20 protein-coding genes are annotated in these 22,023 nt (G+C 40.0%); 10 read left to right on the top strand and 10 right to left on the bottom strand.

Features of this window, described 5'->3' with window-relative positions; translation table 11 throughout:
* Window positions 1-99 precede the first annotated feature (99 nt).
* The 8 genes from GVK91_RS06575 (at window position 100) to GVK91_RS06610 (ending at window position 9,734) form a co-directional block, all read left to right on the top strand.
* Window positions 100-225 carry a pectate lyase gene (locus GVK91_RS06575; RefSeq protein WP_235032783.1) on the top strand — a complete coding sequence of 42 codons (126 nt, stop codon included), beginning with the start codon at window positions 100-102 and terminating at the stop codon, window positions 223-225.
* A gap of 12 nt (window positions 226-237) precedes the next feature.
* Window positions 238-1,758 (top strand): tagaturonate reductase, encoded by a 1,521-nt coding sequence (locus GVK91_RS06580; protein WP_159727537.1) that lies wholly within the window; start codon window positions 238-240, stop codon window positions 1,756-1,758.
* An 8-nt stretch (window positions 1,759-1,766) separates the two neighbouring features.
* A complete protein-coding gene (locus GVK91_RS06585; RefSeq protein ID WP_159727539.1) occupies window positions 1,767-3,413 on the top strand; it encodes a UxaA family hydrolase in 1,647 nt (548 codons plus the stop codon).
* Between the two features lie 14 nt (window positions 3,414-3,427).
* Window positions 3,428-4,828, top strand: coding sequence for a glucuronate isomerase (gene uxaC, locus GVK91_RS06590; RefSeq protein WP_153844468.1), 1,401 nt, complete (start codon window positions 3,428-3,430; stop codon window positions 4,826-4,828).
* Window positions 4,829-4,833: 5 nt separating this feature from the next.
* Entirely contained in the window at window positions 4,834-5,859 is a 1,026-nt protein-coding gene (locus GVK91_RS06595; protein ID WP_235032779.1) for a sugar kinase, read from the top strand.
* Window positions 5,856-6,500, top strand: coding sequence for a bifunctional 4-hydroxy-2-oxoglutarate aldolase/2-dehydro-3-deoxy-phosphogluconate aldolase (locus GVK91_RS06600; protein WP_153844470.1), 645 nt, complete (start codon window positions 5,856-5,858; stop codon window positions 6,498-6,500). The genes GVK91_RS06595 and GVK91_RS06600 overlap by 4 nt, the downstream gene beginning before the upstream one ends.
* Before the next feature lie 100 nt (window positions 6,501-6,600).
* Window positions 6,601-8,043 carry an MFS transporter gene (locus GVK91_RS06605; protein WP_159727543.1) on the top strand — a complete coding sequence of 481 codons (1,443 nt, stop codon included), beginning with the start codon at window positions 6,601-6,603 and terminating at the stop codon, window positions 8,041-8,043.
* A 71-nt stretch (window positions 8,044-8,114) separates the two neighbouring features.
* Entirely contained in the window at window positions 8,115-9,734 is a 1,620-nt protein-coding gene (locus tag GVK91_RS06610; protein ID WP_153844472.1) for an NADP-dependent glyceraldehyde-3-phosphate dehydrogenase, read from the top strand.
* 182 nt (window positions 9,735-9,916) lie between these two features.
* Here the strand turns inward: GVK91_RS06610 and GVK91_RS06615 are convergent, their stop codons facing one another.
* Together GVK91_RS06615 and GVK91_RS27605 are read right to left on the bottom strand one after the other, a co-directional pair.
* Complete coding sequence (locus tag GVK91_RS06615) at window positions 9,917-10,684, bottom strand: rhamnogalacturonan acetylesterase (protein ID WP_159727545.1); 768 nt, start codon at window positions 10,682-10,684, stop codon at window positions 9,917-9,919.
* 139 nt (window positions 10,685-10,823) lie between these two features.
* Window positions 10,824-10,955, bottom strand: coding sequence for a hypothetical protein (locus GVK91_RS27605; protein WP_259256196.1), 132 nt, complete (start codon window positions 10,953-10,955; stop codon window positions 10,824-10,826).
* Between the two features lie 217 nt (window positions 10,956-11,172).
* Between GVK91_RS27605 and GVK91_RS06620 the strand changes: the two genes are divergently transcribed.
* Window positions 11,173-12,183 carry a LacI family DNA-binding transcriptional regulator gene (locus GVK91_RS06620; RefSeq protein WP_153844474.1) on the top strand — a complete coding sequence of 337 codons (1,011 nt, stop codon included), beginning with the start codon at window positions 11,173-11,175 and terminating at the stop codon, window positions 12,181-12,183.
* 60 nt (window positions 12,184-12,243) lie between these two features.
* Here the strand turns inward: GVK91_RS06620 and GVK91_RS06625 are convergent, their stop codons facing one another.
* The 3 genes from GVK91_RS06625 to GVK91_RS06635 all read right to left on the bottom strand — a co-directional run bounded on the left by GVK91_RS06625 (window position 12,244) and on the right by GVK91_RS06635 (window position 16,825).
* Entirely contained in the window at window positions 12,244-14,652 is a 2,409-nt protein-coding gene (locus tag GVK91_RS06625; protein ID WP_159727547.1) for a TonB-dependent receptor, read from the bottom strand.
* Window positions 14,653-14,790: 138 nt separating this feature from the next.
* Window positions 14,791-16,461 (bottom strand): PspC domain-containing protein, encoded by a 1,671-nt coding sequence (locus GVK91_RS06630; protein ID WP_159727549.1) that lies wholly within the window; start codon window positions 16,459-16,461, stop codon window positions 14,791-14,793.
* Window positions 16,454-16,825 (bottom strand): PadR family transcriptional regulator, encoded by a 372-nt coding sequence (locus tag GVK91_RS06635; protein WP_046673104.1) that lies wholly within the window; start codon window positions 16,823-16,825, stop codon window positions 16,454-16,456. The genes GVK91_RS06630 and GVK91_RS06635 overlap by 8 nt, the downstream gene beginning before the upstream one ends.
* Before the next feature lie 112 nt (window positions 16,826-16,937).
* Between GVK91_RS06635 and GVK91_RS06640 the strand changes: the two genes are divergently transcribed.
* Window positions 16,938-17,363: a VanZ family protein gene (locus GVK91_RS06640; RefSeq protein ID WP_369073908.1), complete on the top strand. Its 426-nt coding sequence runs from the start codon at window positions 16,938-16,940 to the stop codon at window positions 17,361-17,363.
* A 191-nt stretch (window positions 17,364-17,554) separates the two neighbouring features.
* On the opposite strand, the gene GVK91_RS06645 is transcribed toward GVK91_RS06640, so the two are convergent.
* The 5 genes from GVK91_RS06645 to GVK91_RS06665 form a co-directional block, all read right to left on the bottom strand.
* The gene (locus GVK91_RS06645; RefSeq protein ID WP_088163299.1) at window positions 17,555-18,253 is read right to left on the bottom strand and encodes a ComF family protein; all 699 of its coding nucleotides are present in this window, start codon (window positions 18,251-18,253) and stop codon (window positions 17,555-17,557) included.
* 41 nt (window positions 18,254-18,294) lie between these two features.
* Window positions 18,295-19,362 carry a 23S rRNA (adenine(2503)-C(2))-methyltransferase RlmN gene (rlmN, locus tag GVK91_RS06650; RefSeq protein ID WP_182333285.1) on the bottom strand — a complete coding sequence of 356 codons (1,068 nt, stop codon included), beginning with the start codon at window positions 19,360-19,362 and terminating at the stop codon, window positions 18,295-18,297.
* A gap of 107 nt (window positions 19,363-19,469) precedes the next feature.
* The gene (locus GVK91_RS06655) at window positions 19,470-20,051 is read right to left on the bottom strand and encodes a tRNA-(ms[2]io[6]A)-hydroxylase (protein ID WP_153844479.1); all 582 of its coding nucleotides are present in this window, start codon (window positions 20,049-20,051) and stop codon (window positions 19,470-19,472) included.
* Between the two features lie 71 nt (window positions 20,052-20,122).
* Window positions 20,123-21,163, bottom strand: coding sequence for an Atu2307/SP_0267 family LLM class monooxygenase (locus tag GVK91_RS06660; RefSeq protein ID WP_159727551.1), 1,041 nt, complete (start codon window positions 21,161-21,163; stop codon window positions 20,123-20,125).
* 174 nt (window positions 21,164-21,337) lie between these two features.
* Entirely contained in the window at window positions 21,338-22,006 is a 669-nt protein-coding gene (locus GVK91_RS06665) for an AcvB/VirJ family lysyl-phosphatidylglycerol hydrolase (protein WP_153844481.1), read from the bottom strand.
* Between the last annotated feature and the right edge of the window lie 17 nt (window positions 22,007-22,023).

Genomic DNA, 22,023 nt, shown 5'->3' on the forward strand with positions numbered 1-22,023 from the left:
TAAAGATTCAGTGGACGAAAAGATGCTTCAGTACCAGTTGTCAAATGGCGCCTGGCCCAAACAGTTGGTAGACAAAAGTTTGGAGATCGGGACAATACAATCAAATACAACTTTGAGGAGGTTTCAGAGGAGCGTAGAAATGGCTATGCCTGGTTTGGCAACTGGCCGGAAAAGCTGATCCAAAAGGACTATCCAAAGTGGAAAAAACAATACAAAATTCAATAATAAAACTTTCAGATGTTACTGACACAACATACTATACATACAATCAATTCTGATCTCATCAGCAAGCCGACAGAATCCTCTTTCCTCTATCCGGAAAAGATTCTTCAATTTGGCACCGGTGTATTGCTCAGAGGCCTCCCAGATTATTTTGTCCATAAAGCAAATCAAAAAAAACTGTTTTGCGGTAGAATCCTCGTTGTAAAGTCAACAAGTTCGGCCGGTGCTGATGCTTTCGAACAGCAGGACAATCTATACACATTATCTATTAAAGGAATAGAAGATGGTGAAGAGATTTCACATTACGAAATCAACAATTCGATTTCTCGTGTATTGGCGGCCAAGCAAGATTGGTCCGAAATATTAAAAAGTGCTGAAAATCCGGATCTGGAAATTGTTTTCTCCAACACTACCGAAGTCGGCATTGTTATGAGTGAAGACACGATCAATGACGCACCCCCCACTTCTTTTCCAGGAAAACTTTTAGCGATCCTCTATCGCAGATTTGTTTACTTCAATGCGGATAAAAACAAGGGCTTAACCGTCGTCCCTACCGAACTGATTACCGACAATGGAACTAAACTGAAATCGATCGTCACAGCCTTAGCTAAGCTGAACGAACTCTCAGAAAAGTTTATGGACTGGCTTGATACCGCCAATGACTTTTGTAACACGCTGGTCGATCGCATCGTCCCCGGTGCATTGCCTTTAGCAGAATACACGAAAACCTGCGCTTTATTGGGCTACGAGGATCAATTGATGATTATGGCTGAGCCCTTTCGCTTATGGGCGATAGAAGCTAATTCTGAACGTGTGCAACAACGCCTTTCTTTTGCATTGGCAGATCCGAATGTCATGTTGGTTCCTTCAATTGAAAAGTACAAGGAAATCAAATTAAGGCTCCTCAATGGAACGCATTCCTTAAGTTGTGCACTTGCCCTTCTTGCGGGCTTCGAAACAGTAAAGGAGGCCATGCAAAATACAGCATTCAATAAATTTATACGTCTTTTAATGCAAGATGAAATTGGTCCCGCCATTTTAAGCGACAGTATTTCTGTTGCCGATATCAACGATTTCTCATCCAAAGTCATCGACCGCTTTGCCAATCCACATCTGGAACACAAATGGGAATCCATCGCTTTAAATTATAGCTCAAAAATGGCAATGCGCAATATTCCGCTGCTAAGAAAGTGGTATACAACGCACAATAAAGCTCCTCAACTCTTCGCACTTGGATTTGCGGCTTATCTCTATCTATTAAAATCCAAGCTGAACGGTGATCAATATGAGCAATTGATTAATGGACGGACGGTTGTACTTCAGGACGAATTGGCACCGAGATTACATGTCGCCTGGAGCAATCCAGATAAACTCGTTCATACCGTGCTTTCAGATACGGATTTATGGGGGATCAATTTAACGGAGTTTCCTCATTTTGAAGAAACAGTCAACCAGAAATTGCAACAGATCATTGAAAAAGGGGCATTAAAGGCACTCGAAATTTCATCAGTTCTTGACAATAAAAAGTATAAATAGCGCTACAGATGAAAAACAACGTATTAAAGATACATCCCAAAGACAATGTTTTGGTCGCCTTACAAGATCTCAAAAAAGGTGATGCGATTTCGTTTGAGGGCAAACATTATATTCTACAGGAAGATATTCCTGCCAAGCATAAATTTTTTATGCAGGATATGCAGTTTGGTGACGAAATCTATATGTATGGGGTTCTCGTGGGAAAAGCGCAATTTGATATCCCACAGGGAAGCATCATGAATACCGACAACACCAAACATGCAGCCGAGCCTTACCATTTCAGGTCTTCACATTATCACTGGGAAAAGCCTGACGTTTCAAAATTTGACGGAAGAACTTTCAATGGTTACCTCCGTCCGGACGGCCGTGTAGGCACCGCAAATTACTGGTTATTTATCCCAACCGTTTTCTGCGAAAACCGAAATCTTGATGTTATCAAAGAGGCATTATACAATGAGCTTGGTTATTCAGTCTCTGGAAAATACAAGAACTTCACCCATCAGCTGTTAAAAGCCTATGAAAAGGGAGAAACACTGGATATGACCTCCCTCGGGCAGCTAAACACAATTACGCAGCAATCGGATCGCATATTCAAAAACGTGGACGGCATTAAATTTTTGAATCATCAGGGTGGTTGTGGCGGAATTCGACAAGATGCAGCCATCTTGAGTAAGTTACTTGCCGCCTATGCCGACCATCCGAATGTCGCAGGTATTACGGTATTAAGTTTGGGCTGCCAAAATTTACAGCTGAACGATCTAGTCAACGATATCAAGTTGCGTAATCCGGATTTTGACAAACCACTGTACTTATTTGAACAGCAGCAATCCAAAAGTGAGGAACAATTACTGAAAGAGGCGATACTACAAACTTTTATGGGCCTGACAGAAATTAATAAACTTGGAAGACAGCCGGTACCATTGAGCAAATTAACCTTAGGTGTAAAATGCGGTGGTAGCGATGGGTTCAGCGGTATTTCTGCCAATCCCGCAGTCGGTTATACTGCCGACCTTTTAGTTGCTCTTGGCGGAAAGGTACTGTTGGCCGAATTTCCAGAATTATGTGGTGCCGAGCAGAATCTAATAGACCGTACCATCGATCCAAAGGCTGCCAATAAATTCATCGATCTGATGACCGCTTATAGCAATGCTGCCGAGGCTGTTGGTTCGGGTTTTTATATGAATCCATCTCCAGGAAATATCCGCGATGGACTTATCACGGATGCTATAAAAAGTAATGGTGCCGCGAAAAAAGGTGGTACTTCGCCTGTTGTAGATGTCTTGGATTATACTGAGGAAGCAACAAAGCCCGGTCTTAATTTGGTCTGTACCCCCGGAAACGATGTTGAGGCAACAACTGGAAAAGCTGCCGCTGGTGCAACACTAATTCTGTTTACAACTGGCCTGGGTACGCCTACCGGAAATCCAATATGCCCGGTCATCAAAGTTGCAACAAATAATATACTGGCAACCAAAATGGCCGACATTATCGATATCAATACCGGTCCTATTATAGACGGTGAGAAATCGATCCAAACCATGGGTGAAGACATTTTAGAATATTGTATCAAAGCAGCTAGTGGTGAAATAACACCTAAGGCTGTCCAATTAAATCAAGACGACTTTATACCTTGGAAAAGAGGTGTGAGTTTATAAAAATAGGATATTGTATGAAAGCTTTTTTAGACGACAACTTTTTATTAAACACAAAAACAGCAGAACAGCTATATCACAGCTATTCAAAGCATTTGCCGATCATTGATTATCATAATCACTTGATTCCTGAACAAATCGCTAATAATGTAAAATTTGACAATATTAGTCAAGTGTGGTTACATGGCGATCATTACAAATGGCGGGCCATGCGGGCCAATGGAGTCAATGAACGTTATATTACTGGCGATGCTTCCGATGAGGAAAAATTTATCAAGTGGGCAGAAACTGTACCTTATACGCTTCGCAACCCGTTACATCACTGGACACACCTCGAGTTACAGCGCTATTTTGGCATCACAGATTTGTTGTCACCAAAGACGGCTGCCAAGATATATGCCGATACAGGCGCTTTGTTACAACAAGACAGCCATTCCGTCCGCGGGTTACTGAAAATGATGAAGGTTGAAGTGGTTTGTACCACTGACGATCCTATCGACAGCCTCGAGTTTCACCAACAATTTGCAAAGGAAAAAGAATCGTTCAAGATGCTTCCCGCCTTTCGTCCGGATAAAGCGATGAACTCCGATGATATTATTGCATTAAATCAATATATCGATAAACTGGAAGCAGTCAGCGACATTCAAATCAATAGCCTTGGGGATTACTTAAACGCGTTAAAAACAAGACATGATTTCTTTGCTGCCAACGGATGTAAAGTATCGGATCACGGCCTGGAACAAATCTATGCCGAAGATTATACCGAACAGGAAATCGTGACGATCTTTGAGAAGATTCGTACAAAAAAGGAAATCTCCCCAACCGAAAATCTGAAATTCAAATCTGCGATGTTGATTTATTTTGCAGAATGGGACCATGAAAAAGGCTGGGTTCAACAATATCACTTAGGAGCATTGCGCAACAACAATGCCCGTATGCATCGTTTGATCGGACCTGATACCGGTTGGGATTCGATCGGAGATTTTAGTCAGGCACGTGCATTGTCAAAATTTTTGAATAAATTAGACAATCAAGATAAGCTAACCAAGACCATCTTGTATAATCTCAATCCTGCCGATAATGAACTTATTGCAACCATGATCGGGAATTTCAATGATGGATCAATTAAGGGAAAAATTCAGTTTGGCTCGGCTTGGTGGTTTCTAGACCAAAAAGACGGAATGACAAAACAAATCAACACGCTGTCAAATATGGGTTTATTGAGCCGTCTCGTCGGTATGTTGACAGATTCTAGAAGCTTCCTTTCATTTCCAAGGCATGAATATTTCAGAAGATTGTTGTGCGACATCTTCGGACAGGACATTGAAAAGGGAGAGATACCACATGATATCGAATGGGTAGGGAAAATCATAACAGATATCAGCTATAATAACGCGAAAGAATATTTTGAATTTTAATGAACATGCAGGGTAAAGTTTTAAGCTTTGGAGAATTGTTGTTGCGGATCTGCCCCGACATCGAACAAGATTGGATTGAACAACATCAGTTGCCTTTTTACGTCGGCGGAGCCGAGCTGAATGTAGCCACAGCCTTAGCGTTGTGGAATGTACCATCATCCTACTTATCTGCAATTCCTCAAAATGCCATCTGTGAAGGTATTGATAGTTACCTTCAACGCAGAAGTATAGACACATCAGCGATGCAGTGGACTGGCGATAGGTTGGGTATTTACTATCTGCCAAAAGGAAAAGATCTAAAAAATGCAGGTGTCATTTATGATCGTGCGAACTCCTCCTTTGCAAACCTCAAAGTAGGTAGCATTGACTGGGAAGAGGTCTTTGCCGATGTTAAGTGGTTTCATTTTTCAGCCATCTGTCCTGCAATTAGTCAAGATATTGCAGACCTATGCCTGGAGGCCGTAAAAAAAGCACAAGAGAAATCAATCTTTGTATCCTTGGACCTTAATTACCGTGCTAAACTCTGGAAATATGGAAAGGCCCCAAAAGAGATTATGCCCGAAATTGCCCAATATTGCAATTTAATTATGGGCAATATATGGGCTGCTCATCAGATGCTCGGAACCCAGCTAGAGGAACAATTCTTAACTTCTTCTTCCGGATATCAGGAAGAAGATCTATTGGCACAAGCAGATCGTACAAGCAAGGAAATTATATCAGCGAATCCGATTTGTCAGTATGTGGCCAACACTTTTCGTTTTGACTATAAAACCAAGGGAATCAAGTATTATACCACACTGTTTGACAAAGACAGCCTGATTAAATCAACGGAATATACCGCCGAAGAAATTTTGGACAAAGTAGGTAGTGGAGATTGCTTTATGGCAGGCCTGATTTATGGGTTGTATTCCAACCTTTCTCCAAAAGAAACCCTAGCGTTTGCAACGCTCGCAGCATTCGATAAACTATTCATCGCGAGCGACGCAACAACAAGTACAGTGGAAGACATAAAAAAAAGAATGATAGCATGAATTTGAAAGAAATTGTATTAGATAAAATTATAGAGCAGGGGACACTTCCTTTGTTTTTTCATCACGATAAGGCCGAAAGCATAACTATCCTGCGAACTTTATATCAGGCAGGCATACGTGTCTTTGAATTTACAAACCGCGGCCCAGAAGCATTGGCAGTGTTTGAAAGTTTGATTGCCGCAAGGAATTTAGACATGCAAGATCTCTATTTAGGTATTGGCACCATCAAATCGGTTGAAGAAGCGCAACAATTTCTGCAAATTGGTGCAGATTTTATTGTTTCTCCCATTGTAAACCCCTTAGTTGGCTCTCTTGTGCATGAGCAGCATAAGTTGTGGATTCCAGGATGTATGACACCGACAGAAATCTATACTGCGCAACAGCAGCAAGCGGCGCTTATAAAATTATTTCCTGCAAATATTCTGGGGCCGGCATTTATGTCGTCGATAAGAGATCTCTTTAAAGGACAGAAATTTATGCCGACGGGGGGCGTAGAAATCGAAATGGAGAATTTAAAAGCCTGGTTCAAATCCGGGGTTTGCGCAGTAGGCATGGGCAGCAAGTTAATTGACCCTAAAGACACAAGCAATTTATTCGAAAACACTAAAAAAGCACTTGAATTTGTCTCAAAAGCACGATAAACGTCTTCATATAGTGACTTCAAAAAAGTCATGCTGAGGGGCACTTTTTGACAGCAGGAAACAGACACGTACACTAAAAAAATAAACTATTAAACCCATTATGATTAACACGGAGAAAAAGAGTAATTACCGTTGGGTGATATGCTCTCTACTATTTTTTGCTACCACAATCAATTACCTGGATCGGCAGGTGCTGTCCTTGACCTGGAAAGATTTTATTAGTCCTGAGTTTCATTGGACAAATACAGACTATGGTAATATTACAGCACTATTTTCGATCTTTTACGCCATTAGTATGCTATTTGCAGGTCGCTTTGTGGATTGGATGGACACAAAAAAAGGTTTTCTATGGGCAATTGGAATCTGGTCAATTGGTGCCATATTACATGCTTTCTGTGGTATAGCGACCTCAGGAATTGTTGCCGGCGAATGGTTCGTCGGTTTCGAAGGCGCAAAAGAGGCAATTTCTCATGTGAATAATGCAGGCTTAATCATTAGCGTTAGTGTCAACCTATTTATCTTTGCCCGCTTTGTTCTCGCTGTTGGAGAGGCGGGGAATTTTCCTGCCGCGATCAAAGCCACAGCCGAATATTTTCCAAAAAAAGACCGGGCGCTCTCAACAAGTATCTTCAACTCGGGCGCAACTATTGGTGCCCTGGCTGCACCCTTGACCATTCCTGTAATCGCCGCACATTGGGGTTGGGAAATGTCTTTCATCATCATAGGTGCATTAGGCTTCGTTTGGATGGGTTTCTGGATTTTTCTCTATAAAAAGCCACATGAAAATCCAAAAGTCAATGCGGCAGAATTGGCATATATCAATCAAGATGACCATGAACAGCAGTCCGCACATACGGTCGATACGAAACTTCCAAGAACAACCATATCTGAATGCTTAAAATATAAGCAAACCTGGGCATTCGCCTTTGGAAAATTTATGACCGACGGAGTCTGGTGGTTTTTCTTGTTCTGGATGCCAGCTTATCTTTCTGCCGTCTACGACATAAAATCATCGGATACAGAAGGGCAGCTCGCAATTTTTGTGCTCTATGCAATTACTATGTTATCTATTTATGGTGGATGGCTACCGACCTACTTTGTAGAGAAAAAGGGTATGAATGCCTATGAAGGCCGCATGAAAGCCATGCTGTTATTTGCTTTTGTACCATTGGTTGTTCTTTTCGCTCAGCCCTTGGGGCATCTCTCCTATTGGATACCTGTCATTCTGATCGGTTTCGCCGGAGCCGCACATCAGTCCTGGTCCGCCAATATCTTTTCGACCATTGGAGACTCATTCCCAAAACGCTCCATTGCAACTGTTACAGGGATTGGAGGGCTTGCAGGAGGTATTGGAGCCTTTATTATCAACAAGACGTCAGGATGGTTATTTGATTATGCAAAAGAAACACAAATGACTTTTATGGGATTCAAAGGCGAAGAAGCTGGATATTTTATTATCTTCTCTTTCTGTGCGATCGCATATTTAATTGCATGGGTGATAATGAAAACCCTAGTTCCTAAACTTATTTTAATAAAAAATTAACATATATTGCGAAATTTATATTACATTAGCAATATCTTTATAAATATCAATCTAAACCATTTTTTAAAACAATGAGCTTAAACTTAGAAGGTATCTTCTACGAGGAGAAAGACATTCCCGCAGAATTTACGCTCGACGAACAGGTCGATCAAAGAGAGTTCCTTTCCAATGGAGAAATGATTTCTTGGACGGGTCAAGTAAACGAAGTTTTTTCACCTATTTGTGTGAAGACTAAGGATGGCTTGAAACGTAAGCGCATCGGTAGTTTCCCTGTTTGTACTGAAAAAGAGTCCATGGAAGCCTTAGACGCTGCTGTAAAAGCATACGACAATGGCCGTGGAGAATGGCCGACAATGAGCGTTGCCGATCGTATTACTTGTGTTGAAAATTTCACGCAAAAGATGATTGCCAAAAAGGACATTGTTGTCAAGCTTATTATGTGGGAAATTGGCAAATCCTATGCAGACTCAGTAAAAGAGTTTGATCGCACAGTGGAATACATCTATGCAACGATCGATGCATTGAAAGATATAGACCGCGATTCTTCGCGTTTTCAAATCGAACAAGGTATCGTTGCCCAAATCAGAAGATCTCCATTAGGCGTCGTCCTTTGTATGGGCCCATTCAATTATCCATTGAATGAGACATTCACGACTTTGATTCCAGCATTGATCATGGGAAATACCATGTTATTCAAACCACCTAAACATGGTACGTTATTACATTATCCTTTATTAGAAGCTTTCAGAACGAGTTTCCCAAAAGGTGTTGTCAATACAATCTATGGCCGTGGCAACAAGATTGTCCCTAGCCTAATGCAATCGGGAAAGATCAATGTCTTGACGTTAATCGGTTCAAGCCGTGTTGCTGATGAACTTAAAAAATTGCATCCAAAAGTGAATCGCCTTCGCGCTATTCTTGGCTTGGACGCAAAAAACGCAGCAATTATTACAAAAGATGCAGATTTGAACCTCGCGGTTTCTGAAACCGTACTGGGTTCACTCTCTTTCAATGGCCAGCGTTGTACAGCATTAAAAATTATCTATGTACATCGCAGCTTAGCACAGGAGTTCCTAAAACGTCTCTCTGCTGAAGTCGCAAAATTGAAATATGGAATGCCTTGGGAAAAGGGGGTATCTTTGACTCCGCTTCCAGAAGTCAATAAACCAGCTTATTTAACTGAATGCATTGAAGATGCAAAAGCATATGGTGCAAAAGTAGTCAATGAAAATGGTGGTCAAGTTGCAGAATCGTTCTTCTATCCGGCAATTGTTTACCCTGTCAATTCACAGATGAAACTTTATAGAGAGGAACAATTTGGCCCAGTTATCCCTGTTGTTCCTTTTGACGACCTTGAAGAACCTATCGAGTACTTAATCGGATCTTCACACGGACAACAAGTAAGTATTTTTAGTAATAACGCAGCTGTTGTTTCATCGCTTATTGATCCACTTGTCAATCAAGTTAGCCGTGTAAACATCAATTGTCAATGCCAACGCGGTCCGGATACTTTCCCTTTCACAGGTAGAAAGGACAGTGCTGAAGGAACGTTGTCAGTAGTTGATGCTTTGCGCTCATTCTCCATACGTTCTCTAGTGGCCACAAAGTTCACCGAGGAAAACAAGAAATTGTTAAACGAAATCGTGAGTGAAAATGAATCAAATTTCTTAAGCACGAAATACATTTTCTAGTATACGGCTGATATGAACAAGCGACATCGATCATTTCGGTGTCGCTTGTTTTTAAATCCATTTTTTCAGAAATTTTCCAAGTACATTTTCAGATCAACTCCATCCTTTTTACGACAGCCCTTCCCCTGTCAATCAAATTGTGTTAGGTGTATGCTTCCTTCTGATTTTATAGCATCCTAAAGTTACTTCAGCATCAGATTTTTTTGAATAGGTAACTGCAATTCACAAATCCCTTTGGCAACCAGCCTTGCCACTTCATTGGCACCAAAGGTATTCAAATGGGTATCATCTTTCTTTCCCTGTGGATAATTCATATCGCCACTGTCTACATGTAAAAACAATTTCTTACTTCCATCTTCTCCGTAAGACCTGACAAGTACTGTTGTCTGATCTTCCATGTCAATACAAGGTAATTGCATATTTCGAGCAATCTTGCGGATAACAGCCGGATACTGCCCATGGGTTTTGATGAGAACACCATTTTCAAATTTACGTCGCGCTATCGGTGTCAAAAGAATTGGAATCCCCCCTTTCTCCTTTGTCTGATTGATATAGAAAGTCAAATTCTGTTCAAACTCTCCCAACGAAGTTCCTACATTGGGTTTATCGACTTTTTCGTCATTATGTCCAAACTGGATAAAAACATAATCTCCGCGACGGAGGTTTTCAAAAATAGGTTCCCAATGATTAATAGTACTCCCGTCCTTGCCCGAATCTTGTTTAAAGGATTTAGAACTGCGGCCATTTAATGCGCGATTATCGATCCTCACTTGTTGATTAAACATCTTTGCAAAAGCCATTCCCCAACCAGTTTCAGGAAAGGTGCGCTTATCTTTATTTGCAGCTGTTGAGTCGCCAATTATATAAATTGTGAGGGTTTGTTCCTGCTGTAAAGCGAGGAGAAAAATTACCATCACAAAGCCCGAAATAAGTGTACCGATTTTCTTCATTGGGTATATCTAAAAAACACCTGCCTTCAACATCCAGAAGGCGAGTTGTATTCATTTTACTTAAAATCCTATTAAACCTACCCTGCTTATAGAGGAGAACAAACGGGAGCATTAAAAATCACTCCTGCTCCTGTCACAGTTACACTCCCCCCATTAATTCCTTTTGATCGCTATCAACGACAGTTACTTGGACTTTTTGGGTTTGAACATGCACATTTAATGTGGATAAAGAAGCACAAATAGCAGTAGATACTACTAAGGCTTTACTCATATTTTAGGTATTCAATTAAAATGATTAAATCACCCTCGCTGGAAATACAGAGGAATTTAACCAATCATCATATAACCAAGTTTACAAAGTATATTTCACTTGTTGGTGCAAGTATCAGGACTAAAGTTACGCAAACGTTGCCGGCAACGTTTGCATAGGGGAGCCTATTAGGTTTTGTAATTTTTTTTGATTAATATTATGTTCTATTTTGCCAATTATGAGATTCGAAAACTATACAATCAAAGATATTGCTAAAGCACTTAACTTATCAACGTCCACAATCTCCAGAGCACTAAGAGATAGTTATGAAATAAGTCCTGAAACAAAAAAGATTGTGTTGGAGTATGCCGAAAAGATCAATTATCGCGCTAATCCCATTGCAAGGAGTTTAAAGGAACGTCGAAGCCACTCTCTTGGTATCATTGTCAGTGAAATAGCCAATAATTTTTTCTCCCAAGTCATAAACGGTGTCGAGTCTATTGCCTATGACAAGAACTTTCATATCATTATCTCACAGACACATGAGTCTTCAGAAAGGGAAAGGCTGAATGTTGAGTATCTAACATCCAGAGGCATAGATGGGTTATTGATAGCGTTATCCTCTGAAACCGAGGACATTTCTTATCTCTACCAATTAAAAGAACGTGGATTTCCAATTGTATTTTTCGATAGAATACCACAACAGTTTAATACCTATAAAGTTGTCGTAAACAACCAACAGGGAGCCTACGATGCAACCCAGCACCTCATAAAACTAGGAAAGAAGAAAATTGCACACCTTACAAATTCTAAATCATTGTCCATAACAAAGGACCGACTAATGGGGTACAAAAAGGCACTGATGGCTAATCATATTGATTTCGATCCAGATCTGGTTAAATACTGCCAATATGGGGGGCTACATTTGGAAGAAATCGAAAATGCAATTGAAGAGCTTATCCGCATTGGTTTTGATGCTATTTTTATTTCTGGCGATAAGTTAACGACAGGATATCTCCATGTCATGAAAAAAAGAAATTTTGAAGCCTGTAACGATATTGCTATCGCTGGATTTACAAACTCTAATGTTGTCGAACTATTCTCATCTAAAGTAACTGCCATAAGGCAACCTGCTTTCGAAATGGGGAAAATCGCTACGGAACTTCTTATCAAATTAATAGAAGCCAAATATCCGATTACAGAATTTGAAACGCGTGTATTACCTACTGAGTTAGTCTTCAATGACTAAATAAAAAGCCGTAAGAAAAAATTTTCCTACGGCTTTTTGAAACGACATAATGGTGCGTAGCTATTGCGCTCTTTCCTTCTCCTCGTTACTTGTATCTTTCTTACGATAGTTATTTTTTAAATTTCCGAATTTATACGAATAGGTCAATCGAACCACACGACGATCTTGGTATTGCCTGATACTGGAGTCGAAATCGCCGAAATTGGTTTTCAGATTCTGATTCCCTGTATTAAACAAATCGCTCACCGCCAGTTTCAAAGAACTACGTTGATCTTTAAATGTCTTTGTCGCTCCAAGCTCCATATCCCAGCGGGCCTTCATATCGTATACATTATATTTGAAAGGAGAGAAATACCTCAAATTGACATTAGCCGACAGACTTTTCGCCAATTTTAAATTGTGCATCGATGTAGCCTGCAAAAGAAATGACTTCCTTTTCAGCGGATGACCACCCACCATGCCATCAAAGTTAAAATGGATGCCTGTAATATTGTTATTCATGCTCCAAATCTTGGATACCGTTATAGGGATGTTCAGATTCAGATAAGCAGTCAAATTTTTACCTAAATTTTCACGTATAACCCAAGTTTGTTTCAGTACTGAATCTTGCCCCATACTCTCTACAATCGCATCCCGTACATCGTTAATTCCCAATGTCACATTGTAACGTTGCATCAACGTATAATTTAGGGTGAATTCATTGGAGAATTGCGGATTCAGATAAGGGTTGCCACGTTCGAAGGTTAGTTTATCAATGAAATAATCAAAAGGATTCAACTGTCGGTAATTGGGACGGGTGATTTTCCTTGCATAACCTAAGGAAAGAATATGATTCTCATCGAGGGTATATGTCAGATTTGCATTCGGAAAAAGTTTAAAGTAGTTCCGCTTCACCTGCTTATTTAAGGTCAATGAGTTTCCATCAGAAAACGTATATTCTCCTCTCGCACCGACCTTCAGGCCCCATTTTCCTATCGTATTATTATAGTCTATATATCCAGCGGCAATCTGCTCCTTATACACAAAATGATTCGTACGTTTTTCATTATTAATCCAAGAATTGTTCAAAAAATCTTCAAAGGTTAAGTCGTTATCCGACGTAACATTAGAATATTTAGCCCCCATCTCAAGCTTGGAAACCTTAGACAGCGGTTGTTCATAATCCAATTTGGCGACATAGATATCGATTCCGATGGGCATTCTACTACGTTGGATCTCCTCAGGAGTAATCGCATCCATCTGACCATCAAAATATTGGTTATTATACCCTACCCGTTTGCTGCTTTTGAATTTACTCCAATCCAGATCAACGGTAAGTTTTCTGCCGTTAGAATCAATTCTAAACTCATTGTTTAAATTAGCAGAGTACCGATCAAATAACTCTTTGAATTGCGATGTCGAAATCAAAAGCGAATCCAATGTTGTAAAAGACTTTCCTACATTGGTCTTACTATCGTTATCATTGTATTCGATATTATTCGAACCATTAAACTGCACGGTTAACGTATTTCTGGCTGATGTCCTTTGCTCAACACCGAAGCGATAGGAATGATTCTGTTCCTTTTCATCCAATATCGACCTTTGTTTAAAATAGGTCTTTTCCCCTTTATTCTGAATAACACGATCAAGCAGGAGCTTCCGGTGACTTTTCTCATTCGAATATGCATACGATCCAAATACTGTCGTATTATTCTTTTTATAATTTAAGGATAAGGAGCTATTCCCTCTGAATTTTTCTCCCCGCCCTGCCGTCATGTTAAAGGTTCCGTTAAATCCTTCCATCCGATTTTTCTTGAGGACAATATTTATAGTCCCCACAGCCCCCTCTGCGTCATCTTTTGCTGCCCGGGTGGTGATAACTTCAACGGACTTAATCTGGTTACCATCCGTACTTTTCAAAAAATTCACCAACTGTTCACCCGACATATAGGTCTGCCGACCATCGATGGTCACTGATACACCAGATTGACCCATCAACTGTAGGTTATTATTGTTATCTAAACTCACTCCAGGGGCCCGCTGTACAATATCTAAGGCATTATTCCCTGCGGCCAAGGGAGAGTTTTCGACATTTAAAACCAGTTTACCAGGCTTGCTTTCAACCATCGGCCGCTTACCCTCTACGGCGACCTCCTGCAATTTTCGTGTGTCCGCGTTCAGCAGGATCGTTGGGAGCTTGTAATCTGATTTACTGATATCAAAAACGCTGCTCTTATTGGCCGTATACCCAACCATTTTGACGTCGACATAATAACTTCCAGTTTGGATATCCGAAAACTGGTATTCTCCATTTTCATCTGTAACAACTGCTTTCAAAATAACAGTTGTCTTTGCCTTCATCAGATAAGCAGTTGCAGAAGCCAAAGGCACATTATTTTCCACCCGTACATTGCCTGTAACTTTCACTTGCGCATAGGCAAAGGAAGCAATTAAAAAATTTAAGAGTAAGAGGTAAAAATATCTTTTCATTCGTTTATAAATAGGTGTAATAGCTTTCACTTTTGATGGCACTAAATAGGCTTATCACACGAGGTTCAGTAGTGATTTTCGATTGGTTACAGCTTCAATAATTTGTCTTCCGCCTAAAGGCGGAAGACTTGGTTTATGTTATTTCTTTTTTGTCTCTATGGTAACTCCATCTTTTTTGACATTAATAATGGTATCCCTGCGGATGACAACAGACGTATCAGCTGCGATTACTTCATTGCCTTCAGCATCTGTTTCGTCACTGTCATCTGACTTTTTGGCCGGTAAGGCACATTTCAACCCGAGTGACGTGACCACAAACTCGACGTCTTTTACATCCCTTAGGTCTTCACTATAACGGTCACGACATTCGTAAAATGAAATATCCCTTAATTTATCTTCCAAATTATCATTAATGATCAACTTGGTGCCTACTGGGAGAAACAAGGTAATATTGACTTCTTGATCCCGATAGAGTTCACCTTCATTCAACTGGAACGCATTGTCAAATGTTAATGACGTACTATCTTGTCTCAACGCATAATTAATTTTACCTGCTCTGTCTGTTGCAACTTTATAGGAATTTCCTTTGGCCGAATACTCATAACGTACATAAGGTTCCTGTAGGGAGTCTATACGTTCGACACGGATACGAATATTACGTCTCAGATAAGTAGAGAGGTTTTCGTTTTTTATACCCAAACCGCTTTTTACACCATTTTTTAAGCGGATTACCCGAATATCATTTTCATTTAAGTAATAAACAGCTTGTTTTTGCAGCGGCTTCTCTTCAACAATCGTACTAGACTCTTTGAATTCCTTTGCTACCGATGTAGCGTAGTAGATAATTGCGCCTATCGACGCCAACCAGACTAAAAATAAGGTGGTTGTCAAATAATTGTTCATTGGTTTTTTCTCGAAGAGAACGCGGAGAAGCAAATAGAACAATCCAGCAAAAGGGATAAAAATGGCCAGGAAACCCGCTATCAAAGCAAAAGGTACGTCACTCGGATTCATGAGATAAAAAGGACCAGAATCGTCCATGACGTCAGGAATTACGTTCACAATAGCCAGTGCAAAGAAAATAAGTCCAATAATCAACCCGATGAGCGTCAACCCAACGATAATAACAAAGAATACGCCGATGACTTTCACAAAGACCTGCAATAATTTAGCAACACTATCGCCTGTACGATCCATTCCCCTCGAAAATGAATCCCTCACCCCGCTCATTTCTTCATCGAACGAACGTTTGAAGTTTTGAATATTCGGTGCTTCCCCACGCATTTCCATCTTATCTGCACGAGTTACAGCGAGCGGCATGACGATCCACAGGATGACATAGACCAATACACCCGATCCACCGATCACAACAAATAAAGCAAAGAGTAAGCGCACCCATTTGGCCTCAATGCCAAAAAAATGTCCCAGTCCACTACATACTCCACTGAAAACTTTGTCATCAGGGTCACGCATCAGCTTCTTCCCTACTTTAAAGCCGTCTGCATTTGGCTGGCGCTGAAAAGATGCATAACCATCCTGATCCTCAGATTCAAAATCACTTACACTCCCCATTTGCTCTATAACAGCATTAACATCGTCCATATTCAGAACTTCTTTGCTGCCCGCCTGAATCTTTTCGGTAAACATTTCAGAAATACGATTTTCGATGTCCTCTAAAATCTCCCGACTATCTTCCGATTGTCCAAAGTGCTTCTTTATATCAATCATGTAGGAGCGAAGCACCTCATAAGCATCCTCTTCAATATGGAAGACGATACTATTTATGTTGATAATTATTGTCTTATTCATCGTTATTGTCTTTAACTGGTTTAGTTGAATCATTGTTCCTACCCACCAATGACGTGTTTACAGCAAACACGAGCTCATTCCAGGTAACATCTAGTCGCGAAAGGACTTCTAACCCTTCTTGGGTAATTTCATAATATTTTCTAGGCGGACCTGAAGTCGACTCCTTCCATATATAGCTTAACAGGCCATTGTTTTTTAGACGTGTTAAAAGCGGATATAAGGTTCCTTCCACAACCAATAATTGAGCTTTCTTCAGTTCGCTGATAATATCGGAGGCATAAATTTCTCCTCGAGAAATTATGGATAGGATACAATATTCAAGTATCCCCTTCCTCATTTGGATTTGTGTATTTTCAGCTATCATAACAATACAAAGATATATGTATTTTATGGTACCATGCAATACATAGTACCATACAAAACAAAACAATTTTATTAAATCACTGATTTACAAGTGAATAATTTTTAAATTCATAATATTTTTATTTCTATCAGGAAATTTTTGGATATTTAACGCCATGATTAAAATCTTATTAGACTATAAGTGGTGTTTTATTTGGGCCATAATAGTTATTATTTTATGCACACTCCCGGGTAACAATTTTGACGCAGTTCCCGCATATCCAGGTATGGACAAATTAGTCCATTGTGGGATGTTTTTTGTTTTCTGTACGCTGCTTTACAATGGTGTTATCCAGCAATTCAGCGGTAAACCAACCCGCTGGCTTCCGATTTTTATCGTATCTATCCTCGGATTTTTATTTGCTGGACTGACAGAATTACTTCAGCTTTATATTTTTACTTATCGGAGCGGTGATTGGTGGGATTTATTTGCCGACAGCATCGGAATAGGGATGGCCGGGTTTGCCTATCTACTAAACTATGTCAACCGAAGGTTGTAAATACCGGGTTGATTTAGTTTTGACGATTTCGTTATCATTGAGTGCTTTACCAGATCTATATATTGGGTCTATATAATTAGCTACTTAAATTATAAGAATTCGCTTTAAATTATCTGAACGCGTTCTTCCGGGCTGTGAATTTTATTCCTTATTATTTTTAAATAACCCATACGCTATGGGCCAGATTGGGCCTAGGCCCTTGCTAAAGTAGCAATAGATACCCGACAGTCAACAGCATCTAAGAGTGTTAATGCCGCGGAAACAATCGTAGCGCCTGTTGTTAACACATCGTCCACCAATAGAATGTGTACATTGGCCGGCACCCCAGTGGCCTGACAATCGAAAATATCACTTACATTTTCGTAACGGTCGAGTCGTCCCTTACCTGTTTGGCTAATTGTCGCTTTCTTTCTTACCAAAATATCTTCACGCAACGGGATTTCCATCGCTCTGGACAAACCTCTCCCAAAGTAAGTGGATTGATTATAACCTCTTTTTCGGAGTTTGCTCTTATGTAATGGCACAGGAACAATACAATCGATATCCTGATAGGCCTTTACTTCTATTAATTTTAAGCCGTATAGATAACCAAAATATTCCGCAAGAAAGGGTTGATTATTGTATTTAATCTGATAAATGAGGTGCTCTACACGGCTATCCTTTTGCATTAACAAAAAAGAACAGGCCTCTTCCACTGGAGCTTTCCCCCAAAGCTGTCTTGCGGTATCGTTATCTGAATATTCGTGAAAGTTAGTATAAGGCAAGTGGAAATCGCATGCTATACAAATAAACTTTTCCTGATATTTTAGCACACAGCCACAACAGCCACATTCTCTTGGAAAAAAGATGGATACAAAATCGCTAAAAAGTTTATTTAATTCGGATTTCATCTGGTTAATTCCCCTATTAAAGATAGGAACTATCCTTCAGATTATGCCTCGGATTCCTCCTTTTTCTCATCCTTGATTGCTAATTGTCCGCAGGCTGCATCGATATCTTTACCACGGCTACGTCTCACATTCGTGATTATACCTTGACTTTTTAGATAATTTGCAAATACCTCGATTTTATCTGCTTCAGCATTCAAGAAATCGGCCAGTGCGATAGGATTATATTCAATCAGGTTGACCTTACAAGGAACGTGTTTACAGAACTTGGCAAGTTCTTTAGCATCCTCCAATTCGTCATTGAAATTGTTAAAGACAATATATTCAAATGTAATTGGACTTTTTGTCTTTGCATAAAAATACTTGAGGGCTTCTGCCAGAGCTTTTAGTGAGTTCTGCTCATTGATAGGCATAATTTCATTCCGCTTTTTATCATTTGCAGCGTGCAAAGAAAGTGCAAGATTAAAACGCACCTGATCATCACCCAATTTCTTAATCATTTTTGCGATGCCAGCAGTGGAAACAGTGATCCGCTTGGCAGCCATATTTAATCCATCGGGAGCCGTAATGCGCTCAACCGACTTCATCATATTGGCATAGTTCAGCAAAGGCTCACCCATCCCCATATAAACGATATTTGTCAGTGGCTGCCCATAATTCTCTTCGGCTTGCTTGCTGATCAGAACGACTTGATCATAGATCTCATCGGCATTGAGGTTCCTTTTACGGTCCATATAGCCTGTTGCACAGAACTTACAGGTCAAGCTACAACCCACTTGTGAACTTACACAGGCTGTCATTCGCTCCGGAGCAGGGATCAATACCCCCTCAATGATATTATTGTCATACAGCCAAAAACTACTCTTAATTGTTTTATCTGAGCTGATCTGAGATTCTTTAACTGTAACTGCATTGATCGTAAAATTCGCTTTCAGCTTCTCACGAAGGGGCTTACTTAAATTGCTCATCTCATCAAAATCTACACAGGACTTTACCCAGATCCATTCATAAATCTGCTTCGCACGAAAGCCCTGCTCCCCCAACGCTGTAAGTTGATCTTTGATCTGATCCAAAGACAAACTCCTGATATCTATTATTTTACTTTTTTCAATCACGGTACAAAGATAAGAATAAATAAGTGACAAAAAATCCCGTTCTAAGAAATAGAACGGGACAACTGTTATGTATGTGTTTTAAAATAGGTAGGAGCGAGATCCAATTAGCCATGAATGGCTTCTTTACTTCCGTACGACTGAATTAACTTCCCTTCAAAATCCAACCACTCCTTCCAACGCTTTTCTACGTCGACGTCTACGGTATATTTGCGTGCAAAATTTAAAAATGTTGTATAATGATTTGCCTCAGATACCATTAAATCATGGTAAAACTTCGCAAGATCTTTATCTTGAATATTTTGCGAGAGCACTCTAAAACGTTCGCAGCTTCGGGCTTCGATCATCGCCGCGAATAATAAACGGTCAATAAAAGCCATATTTCTACTGCCATCTTTTTTAGAGAATTTCATCAATTGGCCAACATAATCATCTTTTCTTTCACGACCCAAGGTATAGCCACGTTCTTTGATGATATCAATAACCATCTTAAAATGTTCCATCTCTTCGATAGCAATTGCTGTCAGTTCATGCACTAAATCTTCGTATTCTGAGTTGTTTGTGATTAATGATATTGCATTTGAAGCAGCCTTTTGCTCACACCAGGCATGATCAGTCAAAATTTCTTCTAAATTTCCTTCTGCGATGTTTGCCCATCGCGGATCTGTCAACAACTTTAATCCAAGCATCTTACTCTCTAAAATGATTTACGCCACAAAGGTAGCGAATATCTCAGCGTTAAAAAAATGATAATAGCTCTTTAGGCATCTTTATGAAGAGCCTTTCGAATTTCAGGTGCTATTTTTTCGCCAAAAATCTCAATAGAACGGAGCATCTCTTTATGTCCAGGGGCGCCCACATCCATGTGTGCAGAGAAACGTGTCAATCCGAATTTCTCCTGTATTTGCAAAATTTTATCTACGGCATAGGCAGCATCCCCAACAATAAGGTGACCCCTTGAAGAACGCCCAAAGTCATATTGTGTACGTTGGTATGGAGGCCATCCACGGCTCGCCCCTATGCGATCCATTTGAGAAGAGTAAACAGGATAATAATAATCTGCTATTTGGGTACTATTGTCACCAAAGAAGGCATGCATGTGCACTCCAACTTGAAAATTAGCCATATCATGCCCATTGTCTTCATAAGCTTGGCGGTACATATCAAATAAGTGGTCGAAGCTTTCGTACATGCCACCGATGATAGCAAACATCACTGGTAAACCTAGTTTTCCTGCACGGATAACAGAAGATGTTGTACCTCCTACGGCAACCCAAATTGGCAGTGATCCATTTTTAGGCCGTGGGAAGACTTCTTGATTGATTAGCGGAGCTCTAAAATTTCCTCGCCAAGTGATCGGATTTTGCTTGTTCAATCGTAGCAAAAGCTCAAGTTTCTCTTCAAATAATTCGGAATAATCTTTCAGATCATAACCAAATAAAGGGAAAGATTCAATGAAGGATCCTCTTCCAGCCATCAGCTCAGCACGTCCATCGGATAAAAGATCGACTGCCGCAAAATCCTGAAATAATTTAACAGGGTCCGCAGAACTCAATACCGAAACTGCACTACCCAATTTAATATTTTTGGTAACTGTAGAAGCCGCTGCCAAGACAATTTCGGGTGCTGCAACCGCATAATCTGCCCGGTGATGTTCCCCGATTCCAAAGAAATCCAATCCTACTTGATCCATAAGCTTGATCTCTTCAATAATTTCTTTCATTCTATCTTGTGCTGCCTGGATTTGACCTGTAACAGGATCTATCCTCGAGTCACCAAACATTCCTATTCCTAATTCCATAATTGTCTATTTAAATTCTAAATCAAAATTAAGACCTTCTTCATTTAATTAAATTGATGTAGGACAAGAAATCTGATTAGCTTCAGAGCTTTCACCGATTTTGACAAGGTAAAAGGCCTATCGCTACTGTATAACCACCATAAAGGAAAGCTAGCAGACAATAACCCCGCCCAATTAGAAGAGAGCGATCGTATTCTTCGCTACCTGGTCTGCATTCCCACTAAAATGATGGCCCCCGGAGAGGTATTTTTTTGTAAAATTCTTAAGTGTAATTTTTTGTATAGGAAAATCGGCTTCGTCATCACCAAGAATGACGCCCGTTTTGACTCCATCCATGCGATTGATTTCAGAGACGACATCAAGACTTCGCTTTGTATTACTACGGCCTAAAATATCAGCTATATGGATCTCCAGATCTGTAGACACGGATGGTTCCAATAGAACAACACTCTTTACATTTTTTTTAACAACTGGATCCAAGCGGTTAATAATAAAAGGGACCGCATCTGCTCCAAATGAATACCCAACGATGAAAAGACGCATATTCTGCCGTGAGGATAGCAAAGTCTTCAAGGTATTAGAAATATCTCCTGCTATCTCATTCGGGCTTTTCTTCTTCCAGAAATAATTTTTTGAATCAAGAGCTGCGACAGTATATCCTGCTCCAGCAATCAGCTCACAAAGCTTGTTAGAGAATGAATTAAATCCACCATCTCCACTCAGATAGAGAACCAGAGGTAGTACAGCTTTATTATTCCAATATTTCATGTCAATCAAACGTTGTTGAGCAAAAGCATGAAATGCTATGCTACCAATTATAAATAAAGTGGCTAATTTTTTCATCTGTATGAGATCTACAT

Origin of the sequence: Sphingobacterium sp. 18053 (genome assembly GCF_902706145.1) — a bacterium.
GTDB lineage: Bacteria > Bacteroidota > Bacteroidia > Sphingobacteriales > Sphingobacteriaceae > Sphingobacterium > Sphingobacterium paramultivorum.